This is a genomic window from Empedobacter sp. UBA3475 (assembly GCF_002378465.1).
In the GTDB taxonomy this organism is placed as follows: Bacteria; Bacteroidota; Bacteroidia; order Flavobacteriales; family Weeksellaceae; genus Empedobacter; species Empedobacter falsenii_B.
The window spans coordinates 38,103-54,026 of the sequence record NZ_DFRA01000011.1 but is presented as its reverse complement, the minus strand read 5'-3'; the positions used below and the strand labels follow the sequence as shown (position 1 = coordinate 54,026).

The 15,924-nt window shown below is 30.0% G+C and carries 18 protein-coding genes; 10 read left to right on the top strand and 8 right to left on the bottom strand.

Annotated elements, in window-relative coordinates:
* Nucleotides 1–14: 14 nt before the first annotated feature.
* The 3 genes from B3I31_RS03410 to B3I31_RS03400 are packed head-to-tail and all read left to right on the top strand — an operon-like array spanning nucleotide 15 to nucleotide 3,678.
* Nucleotides 15–1,178, top strand: a complete 1,164-nt coding sequence (locus B3I31_RS03410) for an O-antigen ligase family protein (RefSeq protein ID WP_291059856.1) — start codon at nucleotides 15–17, stop codon at nucleotides 1,176–1,178.
* Nucleotides 1,179–1,181: 3 nt separating this feature from the next.
* Entirely contained in the window at nucleotides 1,182–2,270 is a 1,089-nt protein-coding gene (locus B3I31_RS03405; RefSeq protein ID WP_286495683.1) for a glycosyltransferase, read from the top strand.
* A gap of 13 nt (nucleotides 2,271–2,283) precedes the next feature.
* Complete coding sequence (locus B3I31_RS03400) at nucleotides 2,284–3,678, top strand: exopolysaccharide biosynthesis polyprenyl glycosylphosphotransferase (protein WP_291087592.1); 1,395 nt, start codon at nucleotides 2,284–2,286, stop codon at nucleotides 3,676–3,678.
* An 84-nt stretch (nucleotides 3,679–3,762) separates the two neighbouring features.
* Here the strand turns inward: B3I31_RS03400 and B3I31_RS03395 are convergent, their stop codons facing one another.
* A complete protein-coding gene (locus B3I31_RS03395) occupies nucleotides 3,763–3,951 on the bottom strand; it encodes a hypothetical protein (protein WP_291051333.1) in 189 nt (62 codons plus the stop codon).
* A gap of 39 nt (nucleotides 3,952–3,990) precedes the next feature.
* Here B3I31_RS03395 and B3I31_RS03390 point away from each other — a divergent pair, with 39 nt between their 5' ends.
* Entirely contained in the window at nucleotides 3,991–4,935 is a 945-nt protein-coding gene (locus tag B3I31_RS03390; protein ID WP_291087589.1) for a DUF6427 family protein, read from the top strand.
* Here the strand turns inward: B3I31_RS03390 and B3I31_RS03385 are convergent.
* On the bottom strand, nucleotides 4,870–5,697 hold the full coding sequence (locus B3I31_RS03385) for a UDP-2,3-diacylglucosamine diphosphatase (RefSeq protein WP_291059859.1): 828 nt from the start codon (nucleotides 5,695–5,697) through the stop codon (nucleotides 4,870–4,872). The genes B3I31_RS03390 and B3I31_RS03385 overlap by 66 nt on opposite strands.
* Entirely contained in the window at nucleotides 5,673–6,125 is a 453-nt protein-coding gene (gene queD / locus B3I31_RS03380; protein ID WP_280050831.1) for a 6-carboxytetrahydropterin synthase QueD, read from the bottom strand. The genes B3I31_RS03385 and queD overlap by 25 nt, the downstream gene beginning before the upstream one ends.
* Nucleotides 6,126–6,159: 34 nt before the next feature.
* On the opposite strand from queD, the gene B3I31_RS03375 reads away from it, so the two are divergent.
* Together B3I31_RS03375 and B3I31_RS03370 are read left to right on the top strand one after the other, a co-directional pair.
* The gene (locus tag B3I31_RS03375; RefSeq protein WP_125349131.1) at nucleotides 6,160–6,825 is read left to right on the top strand and encodes a ComF family protein; all 666 of its coding nucleotides are present in this window, start codon (nucleotides 6,160–6,162) and stop codon (nucleotides 6,823–6,825) included.
* Between the two features lie 27 nt (nucleotides 6,826–6,852).
* Nucleotides 6,853–8,610: an Ig-like domain-containing protein gene (locus B3I31_RS03370; protein WP_291059860.1), complete on the top strand. Its 1,758-nt coding sequence runs from the start codon at nucleotides 6,853–6,855 to the stop codon at nucleotides 8,608–8,610.
* Nucleotides 8,611–8,627: 17 nt separating this feature from the next.
* On the opposite strand, the gene B3I31_RS03365 is transcribed toward B3I31_RS03370, so the two are convergent.
* The 4 genes from B3I31_RS03365 to radA all read right to left on the bottom strand — a co-directional run bounded on the left by B3I31_RS03365 (nucleotide 8,628) and on the right by radA (nucleotide 11,397).
* Nucleotides 8,628–9,158: a hypothetical protein gene (locus tag B3I31_RS03365; protein ID WP_291059861.1), complete on the bottom strand. Its 531-nt coding sequence runs from the start codon at nucleotides 9,156–9,158 to the stop codon at nucleotides 8,628–8,630.
* A gap of 4 nt (nucleotides 9,159–9,162) precedes the next feature.
* Complete coding sequence (locus B3I31_RS03360; RefSeq protein ID WP_291059862.1) at nucleotides 9,163–9,573, bottom strand: DUF2752 domain-containing protein; 411 nt, start codon at nucleotides 9,571–9,573, stop codon at nucleotides 9,163–9,165.
* A gap of 4 nt (nucleotides 9,574–9,577) precedes the next feature.
* Complete coding sequence (locus B3I31_RS03355) at nucleotides 9,578–9,955, bottom strand: CD225/dispanin family protein (protein ID WP_114998540.1); 378 nt, start codon at nucleotides 9,953–9,955, stop codon at nucleotides 9,578–9,580.
* A gap of 77 nt (nucleotides 9,956–10,032) precedes the next feature.
* A complete protein-coding gene (gene radA / locus B3I31_RS03350; protein WP_125349136.1) occupies nucleotides 10,033–11,397 on the bottom strand; it encodes a DNA repair protein RadA in 1,365 nt (454 codons plus the stop codon).
* 198 nt (nucleotides 11,398–11,595) lie between these two features.
* Between radA and B3I31_RS03345 the strand changes: the two genes are divergently transcribed.
* Genes B3I31_RS03345 through B3I31_RS03330 form a run of 4 tightly spaced genes read left to right on the top strand, consistent with a single transcriptional unit; the run spans nucleotide 11,596 to nucleotide 14,742 of the window.
* Nucleotides 11,596–12,405, top strand: coding sequence for a hypothetical protein (locus tag B3I31_RS03345; protein WP_291059865.1), 810 nt, complete (start codon nucleotides 11,596–11,598; stop codon nucleotides 12,403–12,405).
* Complete coding sequence (locus B3I31_RS03340; protein ID WP_291087586.1) at nucleotides 12,398–13,192, top strand: hypothetical protein; 795 nt, start codon at nucleotides 12,398–12,400, stop codon at nucleotides 13,190–13,192. Before B3I31_RS03345 ends, B3I31_RS03340 begins: the two co-directional genes overlap by 8 nt.
* A complete protein-coding gene (locus B3I31_RS03335; protein WP_114998536.1) occupies nucleotides 13,185–13,973 on the top strand; it encodes a hypothetical protein in 789 nt (262 codons plus the stop codon). The genes B3I31_RS03340 and B3I31_RS03335 overlap by 8 nt, the downstream gene beginning before the upstream one ends.
* Nucleotides 13,966–14,742, top strand: coding sequence for a hypothetical protein (locus tag B3I31_RS03330; RefSeq protein WP_291087583.1), 777 nt, complete (start codon nucleotides 13,966–13,968; stop codon nucleotides 14,740–14,742). The genes B3I31_RS03335 and B3I31_RS03330 overlap by 8 nt, the downstream gene beginning before the upstream one ends.
* A 157-nt stretch (nucleotides 14,743–14,899) precedes the next feature.
* Here B3I31_RS03330 and B3I31_RS03325 read toward each other — a convergent pair whose 3' ends face one another.
* Entirely contained in the window at nucleotides 14,900–15,919 is a 1,020-nt protein-coding gene (locus tag B3I31_RS03325) for a lysylphosphatidylglycerol synthase transmembrane domain-containing protein (protein WP_291059871.1), read from the bottom strand.
* Nucleotides 15,920–15,924: the final 5 nt, after the last annotated feature.

The following is a 15,924-nucleotide window of genomic DNA, read 5'->3' as shown; positions in this document are numbered from 1 at the left end:
TTATACTTTTTTTAGTGTTTAATTTACTTCATTATAAGTTTATCATTATTGAAAAAAAACATTTTAAAGATATTCTAATCATAAGTTCTCCGTTATTAATTAGTTTACTGTTTTTTTTCAATAATGATACAATTTCAGGAGGATTCAAATCTGTAGAAAAATTATTGACATTAATTATTTTTCCAATTTTTGTTTTAACGAATAAAAACTTGAATATCAATTTTATTCTAAATCAATATAGGATCTGGTTTCTCGTTATATTATTAGGGTTTTTAGTAAGATTTGTTTTAATTTTTCCTGAGAAAATAACGAAATATATTAATGGAATTGATTTGATAGAAATTGGTTATCAATTTGCAATTTCATTAGGCTCGCATGCACCATTACTTAATTTACAGGTTGGATTTTTGAGTGTAGTTCATTTTTATTTTTTGATTCAATCAATTGTAAATAAACAATTTTCTAAAATATTTTTTAATATCATTCTATTTTTCCTTTCATTTTCTTTGGTGCTAATTGTAAATACTCGTATTACGTTATTAGCTGTTATTCTTTGTGTAATTGTTATTTTGATTAGAGAACTTATTTCTTTGTATTCACTAAAGAAAACAATGATTGGTTTATTCTTAGGATTAATGATAACAGCCGCAATAATAGGAGGTTTTGTTAAACTTAATCCCTATATGTACGAGAAATACTCCTCGGTTACTTTTATACATATGGATAAAGTTGGAAAGCTTGATGAAATTAAAAATCCAGAAATTGTAGTGTTTAATGCTTTGGTGACAAGAGTCTCTATTTGGAAAGCATCTGTAGAAGTCGCAAAAGAAAATTTACCTTTTGGAACAGGAGCTGAGATGGGTAAAAAAGAACTTTTTGATTATTATAAAAAGACAAATCAACATTTCTTAGCTAAATACGAATTTCCAGTTCACAATCAATTCTTAGATTTCTCAATAAAATTTGGTGTTATAGGCTTCATAGTTTGTTGTATTTATATATTTTTTCCGTTTTATAAAAGCTTAGATTTACTCGATTTCAAATCACTATTTATTTGTTTTGGAACGTTGTTCTTTATTTCGAATTTAACGGATGATTTTTTAATTCGATTTGATGGAATTGTTTTTAGCGGATTATTTTATTCATTGTTTAGTAGTATTTCAACCTTTAAAAAATAATAAATGAAAAAAGCTATAATTATTGATTGGCTTGATAAATACGGAGGTGCAGAAAGAGTAATCGCAAAGCTTAATCAAATTTTTCTTTTTGACGAAGTGTATACTTTGACTAATATTATGAAAAAGGAGGAGTTTTTGGAAATTTTTCCTCAAAAAAACATACAGGTTCACGATACTTTTCTTAGAATTTTAAAAAATAAATTTAGATTTCTTTACTTCATTTTCTTTTGGGTAATAAACCGAATGAAAGTTTCTCCAGAAGTTGATTATTTTATTTCTTCTTCTCATTCTATAGCGAAAGGCGTTACAAAATCTCGAAAAGACCAAATTCATATAAGTTATTTTCAGGCGAGAAATTCAAATTATATCTGGGACGAAATAGACCTATACTTTGGTAAAAGTAAATATCTATTCTATCCATTATTATTAATTCTTAGAAAAATTGATATTAAACAAGCTCAGAAACCTGATTATATAATTTCTAACTCTAAGTTTGTTCAACAATGGGTAAAAAAAACATATAATAGAGAGTCTATTGTAATTTATCCACCCGTTAATTTCGAAAATTTTGAACTTGTAAAACATAAGTCAGATTATTACGTTATTGTAGGTAGAATGGCTTCAATAAAAAGATTTGATGTTGTTATAAAAGCATTTAATCAAAACAAAAAGAAGTTAATAGTTATTGGAGATGGAGAAAAGTTAGATGACCTAGTAAGGCTATCGACCTCAGATAATATCCATTTTTTTGGTTTTTTAGAGTCGAAGTTAGTAGGCGAATATATCTGTAAGGCAAAAGCTTTTATACAAGTTGGTATAGAGGGGTTTGGAATAGCTCCATTAGAAGCGCAAGCTTGTGGTACACCAGTTATTGCTTTTGCGAAAGGAGGTGTTGTGGAAACTGTAATAGATAAACAAACAGGTGTTTTTTTTGATGAACAAACTGAAGAAAGTTTAAATTTTGCAATAAATGAGTTCGAAGAACTTCAATTTGATCAGACTTTAATAAGGAATCATGCATTAAGTTTTTCTCATGAAGTTTTCGAGAAAAAAATGAGAGATTTCGTAGAATCAAAAATAAAAAAAGTATAACGTAAATTTTATAATGGGTAATCTTAATAAATTTAATTTTTCAATAAAAATAGGATTTTATATTTTAGATGCATTGATTATTTTTTTTGGTTTACTTTTTTTTATTTGTAATCAATATCAATATTTTTATCATACTAAGTTAGCTAGACTTCCTTATTTTTCTGAATTACTCGACGCTCATTACAAAGCAATTTTACTATTATTATTCGCTTGGTTTGTTATTTCAGATTATGTAAAACTTTATTCTATAAAAAGAGTCATTTTTCTTAGAGAAATTCTTCGAAAAATAGTGTTGCAAACATTTTTCTTTTGTTTGATTATTTTTACAATTTCTGGAATAAAAAAAGAGGAACTATTAGCGAATCAGTTAATTGTTTATTTTGTTTTCATTTTATTTGCTTATCTAATCTTTACACGATTACTTGTATTTTTGGTTAGTCGCTATAATTTTCAAAAGGGCAATGACGTAAAGAATGTTATTGTTTTGGGAGAGAATAGTAATACACCACGTTTTAAATCGATTATAGAGAATAGAAAACATTATGGCTATAGAATTATCAAAACAAATAATATTATTGATAATGATTCACTAGAAACAGTTTTATTATCAAATAAAGTTAAAGAAATATTTATATCTCAATTAGGATTACCTATATCATTACAGGAGCAAAGTATTGTTAACTTTTGCGAAGATCATCATGTAAAAGTGAGTTATATACCTTATTCGTTGAACACGGAATTAGTAAGTTTAGATGTTGTATACATTGATACTTTACCAATTTTTAGATTTAAAAAATTTCCTTTAGAAAAAACGGAAAATAGATTAATCAAATCATTATTTGATGTTATCATTTCTTGTTTTGTTTTAATTTTTATAATGAGTTGGTTGTTTCCGATAATTGCAATTTTAATTAGGTTAGATTCGAAAGGTCCTATTTTGTTTAAACAAAAAAGAAGAGGAATCAATGGAGTAGACTTTGATTGTTATAAATTTAGAACAATGCGTAATGATGGAACAAATTCCATTAAAGCTACAGTAGTTAACGATAATAGAATTACAAAAATTGGAAAGTTTCTTCGTAAAGCAAGTTTAGATGAATTGCCGCAATTTTTTAATGTACTGAACGGAGATATGTCTATTGTAGGTCCACGGCCACACATGATATCACAAGATATACATTACAGTGAAATTATAAGAAAATATAATCTTAGAAATTATGTCAAACCAGGTATTACAGGTTTAGCACAAGTAAAAGGTTATCGTGGAGCTATAGATTGTGATAAAGATATGGAAGACCGTATACGAACAGATATTTTTTACGTACGTAATTGGTCACTTCTTTTAGATTTACAGATTATTTATCAAACAGTTGTTTTGATTTTCAAAGGAGATGAGAACGCAATATAATTCACAAAAAAAAACCTCTTATAAAATTTATAAGAGGTTTTTCGAATTAATTCGAAAATATATTTTTATACAATATAAGATAAATTATCTTTCGTATTTCTTTTCATTTTCGGTTCCAAAGCTAGCGATTTTATATAACCACCATCCCATCAATGCGCATCCGATGAATGTAAATAACCATCCAAAGATAACACCAATTGGAGATAATAAATTTTCAAAAGTCCATTTGAAAATATCACCAATCGCAAAAAATAAATCAGTTATAACTCCCATATTCTAGTTTATTGCTTAATTTGCATCAAAGTTAATAAAATGTTGGTTAATCTACTTGACAAAAGGAATTTTTTTATACAGATTTTTATCATTGTGCTGTTTACGTTACTTGGAGTTACTAATTTTAACAGTATTGATCTGAGTAATTTAGAAAAATTAGGCATAGTCCTGACGATTTTGACGATTGCTTTTGTGGGTTATATCGACAATACAAATGATTTAATTTCGACTTCATCCTATCCAACTTTTACTTATATTTTGTGGATAATGCCTTTTATTGCAGGTTTATCAGATTATAGAATTGCTGGAAGTTTGTTGCTTGTGACCTATGTAACAGTGCAATTACTCTATTTTGAGTCCGAAAAAAATGATACATATAACGCTTTTGATATAGGCGTTTTTATGAGTTTTGCAATACTATTAAGTCCGCCACTTATTTTCTTAGGAATTGTAGTTTTTACTTATTTCTTGACTTTAAGAGTTGTAGAACCAAAAATTCCTATTCTAGGTTTTCTAGGATTTATTCTTCCAATATTAATCGTTGCTCAAGTTAGTTTTCTGCTCGATTATTACTTTATGTTCGATTTTTATAAAGAACAATTAATGTTTACAATGGTTCATTTCGAATGGAAACAATTGTTTTTAGTTCCAATTGCAATTATTCTAATTTATTCAATTATCAATCATTTCAAGAATGTGAATAAATTGACAGCGCAAAAGAAACGAATCTTTTTGTTGATGCATTTTATGTTTGGAACAATGCTGATTACGTATATTCTTTACGGAGGAAATAATGACGCTTATCTTGCCTTCTTAGGTTTTAGCATAATGTTGATGTTAACAAGATATTTTAGCGAAAGCAAACCCAAAATAGAATGGCTAAAAGAGGCATTTCTTTGGGTTTTTATGATTTGCTTGCTAATCTATAATTTTTATGATAGAATCCCGAGATTCTTCTCCTTGATTACGGAGGTAAGTTTTTAATTCGAATTCTTTTCCATCAAAAATACCATAAGTAAAGTAGTTAATCCAATCACCAAGATTGATATGACGCGCTTTGCCTATAGCAATTTCCATTGGTAAATGTCGATGTCCATAAATTAGATAATCGTAGTATTTTCGATGCAATTGTTTGCGGCTATACATGATTAACCATTCGTTGTCAACGCCCAAAAAATTAACATCTTCATCACCCGAAATCATTTTATTTTTTCGAGAAACTGTAATTCCTAACCACATTGCCAAATCCGGGTGAAGTAGATAAAAAAGAAATTGACAAACTTTGTTCGTAAAGACCTTTTTCATGCGTTTATAACCTTTATCTCCAGGACCTTTTCCATCGCCATGAACAATAAAAAATTCTTTTCCATTGATGATAAAATCCTGTTTATCTCGAAAAACAATCGCATTGATTTGTTCTTCCAAATAATCTTTCATCCATAAATCATGGTTTCCGACAAAGAAATAAATAGGAATTCCACGATCAGAAATTTCGGCTAATTTTCCTAAAATACGCACAAATCCTTTCGGAACAACGTGTTTATATTCGAACCAAAAATCGAATAAATCGCCAATCAAAAACAAAACACCACAATCGTCTTTTATTTCGTCAAGCCATTTTACAAACAATTTTTCGCGCACCAAACTATCTTTTTCATTCGGAGCACCAAAATGATGATCCGAAGAAAAATAGGCTTTTTTACCAGCTTCTAACTGAATGTTTATTGGTTGTCCTCCGCTAACCATTCTGCATAAGAATTTTCAGTTTCGTGTAATTTCAAAGCAACCAAATCGATATTCGTTGGTAAAAGAGGCTTGATTTTATCCACAATCCACAAAATCATATTTTCAGCAGACGGTTGATAATCTGTAAAAACAACATTGTGTCCTTCTGCTAATAATTTTTCACCTAATATTTTGTGAGGTGAATTTTCGTTCAATAAAATAGCGTGATCAAAAAGATCAACAATTTCTTTGTTCACAATTTTTTTCAAATCCCCAAAATCCATCACCATTCCAAGTTTCACATCGGTTGTGTCTTCAGAAGGTGTTCCTTTCACAGTTACAAATAATTTGTACGAATGCCCATGTATATTTTTACACTTTCCGTCATAACCATGCAATGCATGTGCAGTTTCGAACGTAAAAGCTTTTGTAAGTCGAATGATTTTCATTAAATTTAGTACTAAACTTTAATTTGCAAAGGTAATGGAAATCAAAACAATCGTAAATTCTTTGGTTGATTTATTTTTTCCGATGCGTTGTTTGGATTGCCAAGACGTCATTCAACCTTCGCAATTTCTGTGTGTTTCGTGTTCAACAAAACTCGTTTTCACACATTTTAATTTCGATCAAAATAATCGAGCTTATGATAAATTGAGAAATTTTTGCGAAGTTGAAAACGCTTTTTCTTTGTTAGAATTTAAACATCATAACACCACGCAAGCTATTTTACATGAAATGAAATATAGAAATCGCCCAGAAATTGGAATTGATTTAGCGCAGATGATTAAGTTTGATTTGAGTCATTATGACGGAATTATTCCGATTCCATTGCATTCAAAACGATTGAAAACAAGAGGCTACAATCAAGTAGAAAATTTTGCACGAACGTTGGCAGAAATCAACCAGATAAATTATTTTTCGGATGGATTAATCCGAACTAAATACAATTCATCTCAAGTAAATGAAGACAAAAAACACCGATTGGATAACTTGAAAGATGCGTTTGAAATCAATCCAAATCTTAAACCTGGACATTATATTTTGATTGATGATGTCTTAACAACTGGTGCAACAATTGCATCGGCAATAAAAAAGTTTAATCTTTCAGAAAATTTTAAGATAAGTGTAATTACCATTGCTTGTGCTTAATAACAAGCTTTTTCTTAACTTGCGCCCATGAATAAGACGACACGTTTTTCGCTTTTGATGTTAACCATTTTGACGGTTATTTCTTGTGCAAGACAAGGTTCACCAACGGGAGGACCTAAAGATGAAACTCCGCCAGTTTTCCTAAAAGCTGATCCAGATACATTGGCTACGAATGTAGATCTTAATTTGCAAGAGGCTACAATCAACTTTGATGAATACGTTCTTCTGAAAGAATACAGCAAAAATGTGGTTGTTTCGCCATCGTTTCAGATTCCCCCAATTGTGACGCCGCAAGCTTTAGCGAAGAAATATATTTCGATTAAATTTCAAGAACCATTGTTACCAAACACGACGTATAGTTTCAATTTTGGTGATGCGATTCAAGATTTTAACGAAAATAATAAGTTGTCAAACTTTCAATATGTTTTTTCGACAGGTAGTTTTATTGATTCGTTGAAGGTGACAGGTCGAGTAAATGCGTCTTATGATTTCAAGTTACCAGAGAAGATATTGGTTGGGCTATATAAAGTAGACAGTGCTTACAAAGACAGTATCATTCTGCAAAAGAAACCATATTACATTGCGAGAGCCAATGATAAAGGAGAATATCAATTAAATTATTTGGCTTCGGGCAAATATAAATTAATTGCTTTTGAGGATATGGTAGAAAATGTGATGTACGATTATGGGAAAGAGCGTTTGGCTTTTCATAACGAACCAATTGAGCTGAATGCAAATCAACAAATCAACTTGAATTTATTCAATCAAAAACCAGATTATCGTAAACCTGAAGCGAGTTTTAAACAAGAAGGTTTAATTGTTTTTAAAACGACAGGAGCAACGGATGATGTAACGATAACTCCGGTTGGAAAAGAATTTAAAACAGCTTATATTCAGAAGTTTCCAAAACAAGATTCGATTAATTTTTGGTTCAATCCAAAGGTGGATACAATTGTAGGAAGAAGTGCAAAATTGAATTTCAAGGTTCAACATAAAGATCAAATTGATGAAGTAAGTGCATTATATTCAAAATCGAATACAGAACGAAAATTAGAATTTAAAGCATTAAATGATCAAAAATTACCACCAAATAAACCATTTAAAATTCAGGCAAATGCACCAATAAAATCATTGGATTTATCTAAAATTTATGTGTTTAAAGATACAGTTTCAATTCCATTCAAAGTTTCGATTGATACAGTGAATGCTCAGAACTTGAATTTTGCTTTTGAGAAAAATTTAGACGAAAAATTTGAAGTTAATATTTATCCAAATGCGTTGACAGATGTGTTAGGAGAGAAGAATGATACGCTTGCTTATCCAATAAAAATGGGAACGAGAGGCGATTTTGGACATTTGAAATTAACACTACAAAATACTCCAAGCAAACCATTTATCCTACAGTTTTTAAAGACTGATAAAGATTTTACAGTAATTGAAGAAATTTATAATCCAGCAAATAAAAACTATTTTGAGTTCAATTTTATTGAGCCAGGAGAATATTTGTTCCGTTTATTGGTTGATGAAAACGAAAATGGAAAATGGGATACAGGCGATTATTTATCAGGTAAACAACCCGAACCAATTTATTTGTATCCAGAGCCAATCAAAATTAGAGCGATGTGGGATGCGACCGAAACATGGGTTTTAGGAGAGACAAATCAACCAGTTTCTTTACCAAATGATAACAAAGATTCGGACAAAAATAGAATACGTCGAGGAGAATTGAAAGAAGGCGAGGAGCGTCAAAATCCACGAACAACAAATAAGAAATCAGAGGAATAGTTCTCTGATTTTTTTATTTAATCAATTCGCAAATCTTTTGTAATACTTGCATATGGTTGTATATCATAAACAGGACAGCCTATTCTGTCCAAAATAATACTTCCTACAATTAAATAAACTTGATATCGATTTTTAGGTAAATTATTATCAAAAAGATGTTTACAATTTGTAATTAATATTGCATTGATAAATTCTTCAACAGTAAGATTTTCCCATTTTATAAAATGATAATCTAAGAAAACATATTTTAATAGATTCGTGAAATTTTTAATTTTTAGATTTAAAAAATCACTTAACTTTTGGAAGTTATTTACTTGTAAGTAATTAGATATTTTATCCGTTAGTTGAATATGATGTCCAAAGTAATTTTGAAACGTTATGTAAAGTGAATTAAATTCTTCTTTGTTTTCGGAAGTAACATCAATCATTTGACAAATTAGGTTTGAAATTTCCCCAACTCGACTTACTTTTTGAATATCTTCATCTTTAAAATGAATTTTGAAATGATTTTCAAATTCCATGATTAATTCAACATTATCTAATCCCATATTTCTAACTTTCTGGAGCCAAATATATAAAAGGTGAAAGAGGAATATTTCTTAAAATAGAATAAATCAAAAGGAAGATTAAGAAATTTCGCGCAAAACTTGCGGGAAGATGTAATTTGCCTGACATTGGTTTGCCTAAAAAAATATTTCCAACAATAGCATAATACAATTGTATACAAATGTAAAGTGCAAATGGTAAAATAAGATTGTAGCGTAACGATTGTAAAAAATGTCCGTGAACTAGCAAGGAAAAAGCACGTTGACCGCCGCAGCCAGGACACCATAATCCTGTTATTTCATGAAATATACATTTGATAGAAAACGGACTTTGGTTGCTGTAATAACTATAAAAATAGACGATTACCAAAATAGGCAAAAGCGTAGCTAATCCATAAACCAAAATCCGTTTTATCATATGATTAATTTCCGTTAGAGCTTTCTAAAATACTTTTATATTGCTCCATATAAGCATCCATACCTCCTGTAATTAACATCACAACATTTATAATAACACCAATTACGCCTAAACCAATTGCAACATAAGCTAATAATTTAGAATTCTTAGCTGCTTGTTCAGCACCTGTATAATCGCCAATATTGTGTTTTGTATTCACTTGATTTGCAAAAACAATTGCAATAATACCCACAATAGTACCGATGCAACAAGGAGAACAAAGCCCTAAAACAGTACCAATGATTGCTAAAACAAGGTTGTTTTCTGGTTTTGGTTTAATTTCTTCAAAAGAAGATTGTTGTGGTTGATTAAAATCTTGAGTAGATTGGTTAGAATAATCCATAATTAGAGTGTTTTTAGTTTCGAATAAAAATAGAAAAAATAATGTATAAATCAAGTGTTTATAAAATATTTAATATTCTATTGAAATAACATTCGATATAAATCTTCAACTTTAGATATTCTAACGATTCGAATTCCAAAATCTGTATCTTTTATTTTATTGTATTTTGAAACAAAAATTGCATCAAAACCTAATTTTTCAGCTTCGGTAATGCGTTGTTCAACACGATTTACAGCTCTTATTTCTCCACTCAACCCAACCTCTCCAGCAAAACAACAATTATCAGGAACAGCAGAATCTTCGCTTGACGAAAGAATTGCCGCAATAACAGCTAAATCAATTGCAGGATCATCCACTCGAATTCCGCCTGTAATATTCAAGAAAACATCTTTCATATTCAGTCTGAACCCAGCACGTTTTTCTAAAACTGCCAACAACATATTCAATCGTTTGGCATCAAAACCAGTAGCAGTACGTTGTGGAGTTCCATAAACAGCAGTAGAAACTAAAGCTTGAATTTCAATCAACATCGGGCGAACACCTTCCAAAGTTGCTGCAATTGCATTTCCGCTTAGTAATTCATCTTTTTTGGTAATTAATACTTCTGACGGATTTGTGACTTCACGCAAACCAGCTCCTTGCATTTCATAAATTCCGATTTCTGCAGTCGAGCCAAAACGGTTTTTGTTTGCACGTAAAATTCGGTAAATATGGTTGCGATCGCCTTCAAATTGCAACACAACATCTACCATATGTTCCAAAATTTTTGGTCCAGCAATTACACCTTCTTTCGTAATATGACCAATTAAAATAATCGGTGTGTTGGTTTCTTTTGCGTATTGAATCAGCTCAAAAGTTGTTTCTCGAATTTGCGAAATACTTCCTGGAGATGATTCTACATAAGTGGTTTGAAGCGTTTGTACAGAATCGACAACAATCAGTTGAGGTTGAATTTCTTTGGCATGCGCAAATATTTTTTGCGTATTAGTTTCGGGTAAAATAAAACATTGATCCGATTCAATTCCGATTCGTTCGGCACGAAGTTTTACTTGCGAAACAGATTCTTCTCCAGATACATATAAGATTTTAATCGTATCTAACTTTAAGGCAACTTGCAACATCAATGTCGATTTTCCAACACCAGGTTCTCCACCAACCAAAATCACTGATCCAGGAACAATTCCGCCTCCTAAAACCCTATCTAATTCTTGGTTTTTCGTTGAAATTCTTATTTCTCCTAATGGATTTATTTCGCGAATATTCAGGGCAAAAGTTTTTTCTTTTTTGTCCGATTTATCTTTCCACGATTTTTTTTCGTCGCCTTTGTCTACAATTTCTTCAACAATGGTATTCCATTCGCCACAACTTTTGCATTGTCCCATCCATTGCGCGGTTTGCGTGCCACAGTTTTGGCAGAAATATGTAGTTTTTGTTTTAGCCATAGTTTCAAATTTAGACAAAAATAATGTTTTATCGCGACAAGATATGGAGTTATAAGTGTGAAAAATTTTAATACAACAACTAAAAAACGTTAATAATAATTTACTTTTTTAACAAATTATCAACTTTAGATAAAGTTGAGTTAAATATTGATTTTCAATCATTTTCTCGATTATTTTTAATCATGTTTTAAAATGCCAATGAAAAGAACTTTACTTCTTAGCTTTTTTTATATTTTTTGTATTTCTGCCAATGCACAATCGACTTTAATTTCGGGGAAAATTATGGTAGATAATGCGGATGAAATCGTTAATCTTGATGATTTTGTAATCGAAAATTTAACGTCAAATGCACGAACAAAATCAAATGAAAAAGGTCTTTTTTCGATTCGAGTTCAGCCAAACGATGTTTTACTTTTCAAACAAATTGGAATTGAAGAACGTCAGCTTAAGATTTCTGAATCAATGATTAGAAAGGGTTTTATAGACGTTCATCTAAATGTTGAAGTGATAGAATTATCCGAAACGAAAATAAAACCGCTTAAAAAGAATTGGAAAGAAAATATTAGCAAAGAAGAAACGCAAAGCGAAAAAATCAATAAAAGTTTAGGTATTAATGAAGAGTTTAAAAATGATATGGTGAAAGCCTATTTTGCTTCGGAATATCTTCGAAAATTAAGAGTTCCCATTCGTTATGAAAATGTGATGGGTTTGATAGAGCAATATTCGGACAAAGAAGTGCAGACGTATAAACATTTTCTGAAAAAGAAAAACCTTGATAAATATGATAAAATCATTCAGCTCAAAGATTATTTCACCGAATATTATTTTGAGCATGATTTGAAAATTCCAAAAGGAAATATTCTTGATTTTATTCATTATTGCTTTGTTGAGTTTAAGTTAGAACCACTTTTAAAAGCAAATAATTATGATCAAATTAGTTTGATTTTCGAAGAACAAGCGCCAAATTATCTTTCTATTATCAACCAAAAACCAATCGAAAATGAGTAAAATTTTATTCTTTTTATTAATCATTTCATCAAGTTATCTTCAAGCACAAAGCACTTTAATTACAGGAAAAATTATTGTGGATGATGCAGAAGAAGTTATTGATTTGGAAGGAACTTCGATTGAAAATTTAACGACAAAAACCAAAACAAAAGCGAATAATGTTGGCTTATTTTCGATAAATGTGAATTTGAATGATGAATTGTTAATCAAGCATACGGGAATCGAAGAAAGAAGATTGAAAGTTTCGGAAAGCATTATTGCGAAAGGTTTTGTGACGATTCATGTAAATATTGAAGTAATTGAGTTGAAAGAAGCGAATATCTCGAAATTAAATATAGACAAGCTTAACAAATTAGGAAAAAATAAATCTGCTTCTAAAGAAATTGTTGATGCGACTGGTGTTAATGATAAGGAGTTTCAAAAAACTGTTGTTGAGAGACATAATTGGGCGACATTTCATCGAAAAGATAATCCATATGCAGGCAATTTATTAGAAATCGTAAAATTATTTAAAACGCCAAATGGAAAAGGAATTTTAGATAAAAAAAGGATTTCTACTTATGAGAAAATTATTGATTTGAAAAGTGTTATTGGTGAAACTTTCTTTATCAAAGAGTTGAAACTTTCGAGGGATCAAATTATAGATTTTATTGGAACATGTTATTATTCAAATAATTTTGACAAGTTAATTCGTAAGAAAAATTTCAATAGAATAAAGCAAATTTTAAAAGAACAAGCACCAAATTATCTTTCTACTATCAACCAAAAAACAATCGAACATGAGTAAATTTTTATTCTTTTTATTAATCATTTCATCAAGTTGCCTTCAAGCACAAAGCACTTTAATCACAGGAAAAATTATTGTGGATGATGCAGAAGAAGTTATTGATTTGGAAGGAACTTCGATTGAAAATTTAACGACTAAAGTTAGAACCAAAGCAAATAATGTTGGCTTATTTTCGATAAATGTGAATTTGAATGATGAATTGTTAATAAAACATACGGGAATCGAAGAAAGAAAATTGAAAGTTTCGGAAACTATGATTACGAAAGGTTTTGTGACGATTCATGTTAATATTGAAGTGATAGAATTGAAAGAAGCGAATATCTCGAAATTAGATAAAAATTCGCTCAAAAATTTGGGAAAAGAAAAATCATTTCAAGAAAAATTGAATGATGAAGCGGGTTTTACTTCTCTAGAATTTAAAGCGGAACTGAATCTTAAACATGATGAAGAAAGAGTCAATAGAACGATTAAACAGGTTGGAGGAGTTAATCTAAAAGGGGTATTTGATTTGTTCAAAAACCCAAAAAAACGAATGAAAAATCCAGGTCCAATAAAAGTTGTGAAAGAAGATCAATTATCGGCGTTGCATAAATTTTTTACGACATATTATTTTGTGAATGATTTGAAAATTCCAGAAGGAAAAATAAACGAGTTTTTAGATTATTGTTATTCAAATTTTGATTTTCCGAAATTGTTGCGAGATAATAATTTTGATGAAATTCTTTTTATAATTGAAGAACAAGCGCCGATTTATTTAGCAAAAATGAAGAAAAATGAGTAGAATAAATTACATTATATTATTGAATTTGTTGAGCGTTTTTACATTTGCGCAAACAACCTTGATTACTGGAAAAGTAGTGATTGATGATGGTGTTGCTGGGCAAGATGCGGTAGACAATATTTTGGTGACAAACGAATCGACGAATGCGAAAACGTTTACAAATGCGAGCGGAATGTTTTCAATTAAAGCTTCTGTGGGAGATGAATTGGTGATTACACATGATTTTTATATCGAACGAAAAATCAAAATTACATCGGATATTTTAGTAAAAGGAATGCTGACGATTCATTTGAATATTGAAACGATTGAACTTGCTGAAGCGCGAATTAATACGTTGGACAGAAATTTTAAGAATAACATCAAGTTAGAACACGGAAAAGTAGATGAATTGTATGATAATTTGAACTTGGGTTTTAATCCAAATTTGCGTTTCCGAAAGATAAATCCTAACATGACTTCTACAATTAATAATAATGGATTGTTGGATCCGTCGAATTGGATAGCAACTATTTCTGGACAAAAGAAAAAAGATAAAAAACAAAACGAATATTTCAAAAAGGTAGATAAAATCAAGGATTTAGAGAATTATTTCACCTCAAATTATTTCATCGAAACATTGAATATTCCCGAAAATAAAGTCACTGATTATGTGCGTTATTGCTATGCGAATTTTGAATTAGAGAAACTCGTAAAAGAAAATAAATACGATAAGATTACAGAAATTTTAGAAGAACAAGCGCCTAAATATTTGGAAATGATAAAGAAATAAAATGTATATTTAATGAAACTTATTAGCTATGGAATTACTTTTTGTATTGTTTGTCAATCTTATTTTCTTTTTTGTTATGAAAATAAGTTATAAAATAAATCCTTGGGAAATCAATAAAATGGTAAAGCTTTGGAATCGTAGTTTTGGAGGTATGAGATTATTGTGTAGAATCTCGTCGAATTCGTGCGATTTTGTAAATAGCAATCAATCCAAAACTAATCATCGATACAACTTGAGCTATATAAAGAATTAACCCAAAATAATCGCCAATTGCTCGTCCTTCGTGCTGATCTCCGCCTTTTGCTAAATAAACGGCCGAAAATGCAATCGACATAATATATGGATAAGCCAAACCGCCTGAAACAGGCAAAATCATTCCTAAAGATCCCGCAATCAATAGAAATAAACCTTCTAGTATACTAAAATTTTTGGTGTCTGGAAAAGCAAAGAAAACAAGGAAAGTCATTAGGAAATAACAAATCCAAAGTGCGAAAGAATAAAAAATGAATAAGCCTCTTTTTTCTAATTTCGAGATTGATTTTATACCTTCCCAAAGTCCAAATAGAAAGGTTTTGATTTTTTCAAAAAACTTTAATTGACTAATTTTTTTCCAGAAAATAGCGATTAATCCAATTCCTAAAACAAGAACTCCAATTGTGATGTAGTATTTTAAGAAAGAAGGTTCAGCTGTTGGTTGATGTACTTTTTCTTTGTTTCCTAATTCTACAAATTTGATGAATGTTTCATAATTGAAAATAAGTGTTAAACCGAAAAATAATCCCAAAAATAAAACGTCAATTACACGCTCTAAAACTACTGTTCCGAAAGATTTCTCAAACGGCACTTTTTCCATTTTATAGAAACTTGTTGCACGAGCCACTTCACCACTTCGAGGAATGGTCAAATTCATAAAATATGCAAATGCAATAGCCCAAAAACCAGATGAGGTTTGTGTGTTGTAGCCCATTGGCTTTAGAAGAAGATCCCAACGAGCGGCGCGTATCCAATATGTGAGAATACTGATTGCCATAGATGCAAAAATCCAAAAATAATTGGTTTGTTTTAAAACTTTTGCAACTCGTTCGAAATCAATTTGCTTCACTGTTACCACGACAAAAAATACGGCTAACAATGAAGCAGTGATTAAGAAGAGCGATTGTTTGATCTTACTCTTCATATAAA

Excerpts from the sequence above, each read along its gene's own strand:
- B3I31_RS03405 (WP_286495683.1), top strand. The coding sequence starts at position 1,182 with ATGAAAAAAGCTATAATTATTGATTGGCTTGATAAATACGGAGGTGCA.
- B3I31_RS03400 (WP_291087592.1), top strand. The coding sequence starts at position 2,284 with ATGGGTAATCTTAATAAATTTAATTTTTCAATAAAAATAGGATTTTAT.
- B3I31_RS03395 (WP_291051333.1), bottom strand. The coding sequence starts at position 3,951 with ATGGGAGTTATAACTGATTTATTTTTTGCGATTGGTGATATTTTCAAA.
- B3I31_RS03390 (WP_291087589.1), top strand. The coding sequence starts at position 3,991 with ATGTTGGTTAATCTACTTGACAAAAGGAATTTTTTTATACAGATTTTT.
- B3I31_RS03385 (WP_291059859.1), bottom strand. The coding sequence starts at position 5,697 with ATGGTTAGCGGAGGACAACCAATAAACATTCAGTTAGAAGCTGGTAAA.
- queD (WP_280050831.1), bottom strand. The coding sequence starts at position 6,125 with ATGAAAATCATTCGACTTACAAAAGCTTTTACGTTCGAAACTGCACAT.
- B3I31_RS03375 (WP_125349131.1), top strand. The coding sequence starts at position 6,160 with ATGGAAATCAAAACAATCGTAAATTCTTTGGTTGATTTATTTTTTCCG.
- B3I31_RS03370 (WP_291059860.1), top strand. The coding sequence starts at position 6,853 with ATGAATAAGACGACACGTTTTTCGCTTTTGATGTTAACCATTTTGACG.
- B3I31_RS03365 (WP_291059861.1), bottom strand. The coding sequence starts at position 9,158 with ATGGGATTAGATAATGTTGAATTAATCATGGAATTTGAAAATCATTTC.
- B3I31_RS03360 (WP_291059862.1), bottom strand. The coding sequence starts at position 9,573 with ATGATAAAACGGATTTTGGTTTATGGATTAGCTACGCTTTTGCCTATT.
- B3I31_RS03355 (WP_114998540.1), bottom strand. The coding sequence starts at position 9,955 with ATGGATTATTCTAACCAATCTACTCAAGATTTTAATCAACCACAACAA.
- radA (WP_125349136.1), bottom strand. The coding sequence starts at position 11,397 with ATGGCTAAAACAAAAACTACATATTTCTGCCAAAACTGTGGCACGCAA.
- B3I31_RS03345 (WP_291059865.1), top strand. The coding sequence starts at position 11,596 with ATGAAAAGAACTTTACTTCTTAGCTTTTTTTATATTTTTTGTATTTCT.
- B3I31_RS03340 (WP_291087586.1), top strand. The coding sequence starts at position 12,398 with ATGAGTAAAATTTTATTCTTTTTATTAATCATTTCATCAAGTTATCTT.
- B3I31_RS03335 (WP_114998536.1), top strand. The coding sequence starts at position 13,185 with ATGAGTAAATTTTTATTCTTTTTATTAATCATTTCATCAAGTTGCCTT.
- B3I31_RS03330 (WP_291087583.1), top strand. The coding sequence starts at position 13,966 with ATGAGTAGAATAAATTACATTATATTATTGAATTTGTTGAGCGTTTTT.
- B3I31_RS03325 (WP_291059871.1), bottom strand. The coding sequence starts at position 15,919 with ATGAAGAGTAAGATCAAACAATCGCTCTTCTTAATCACTGCTTCATTG.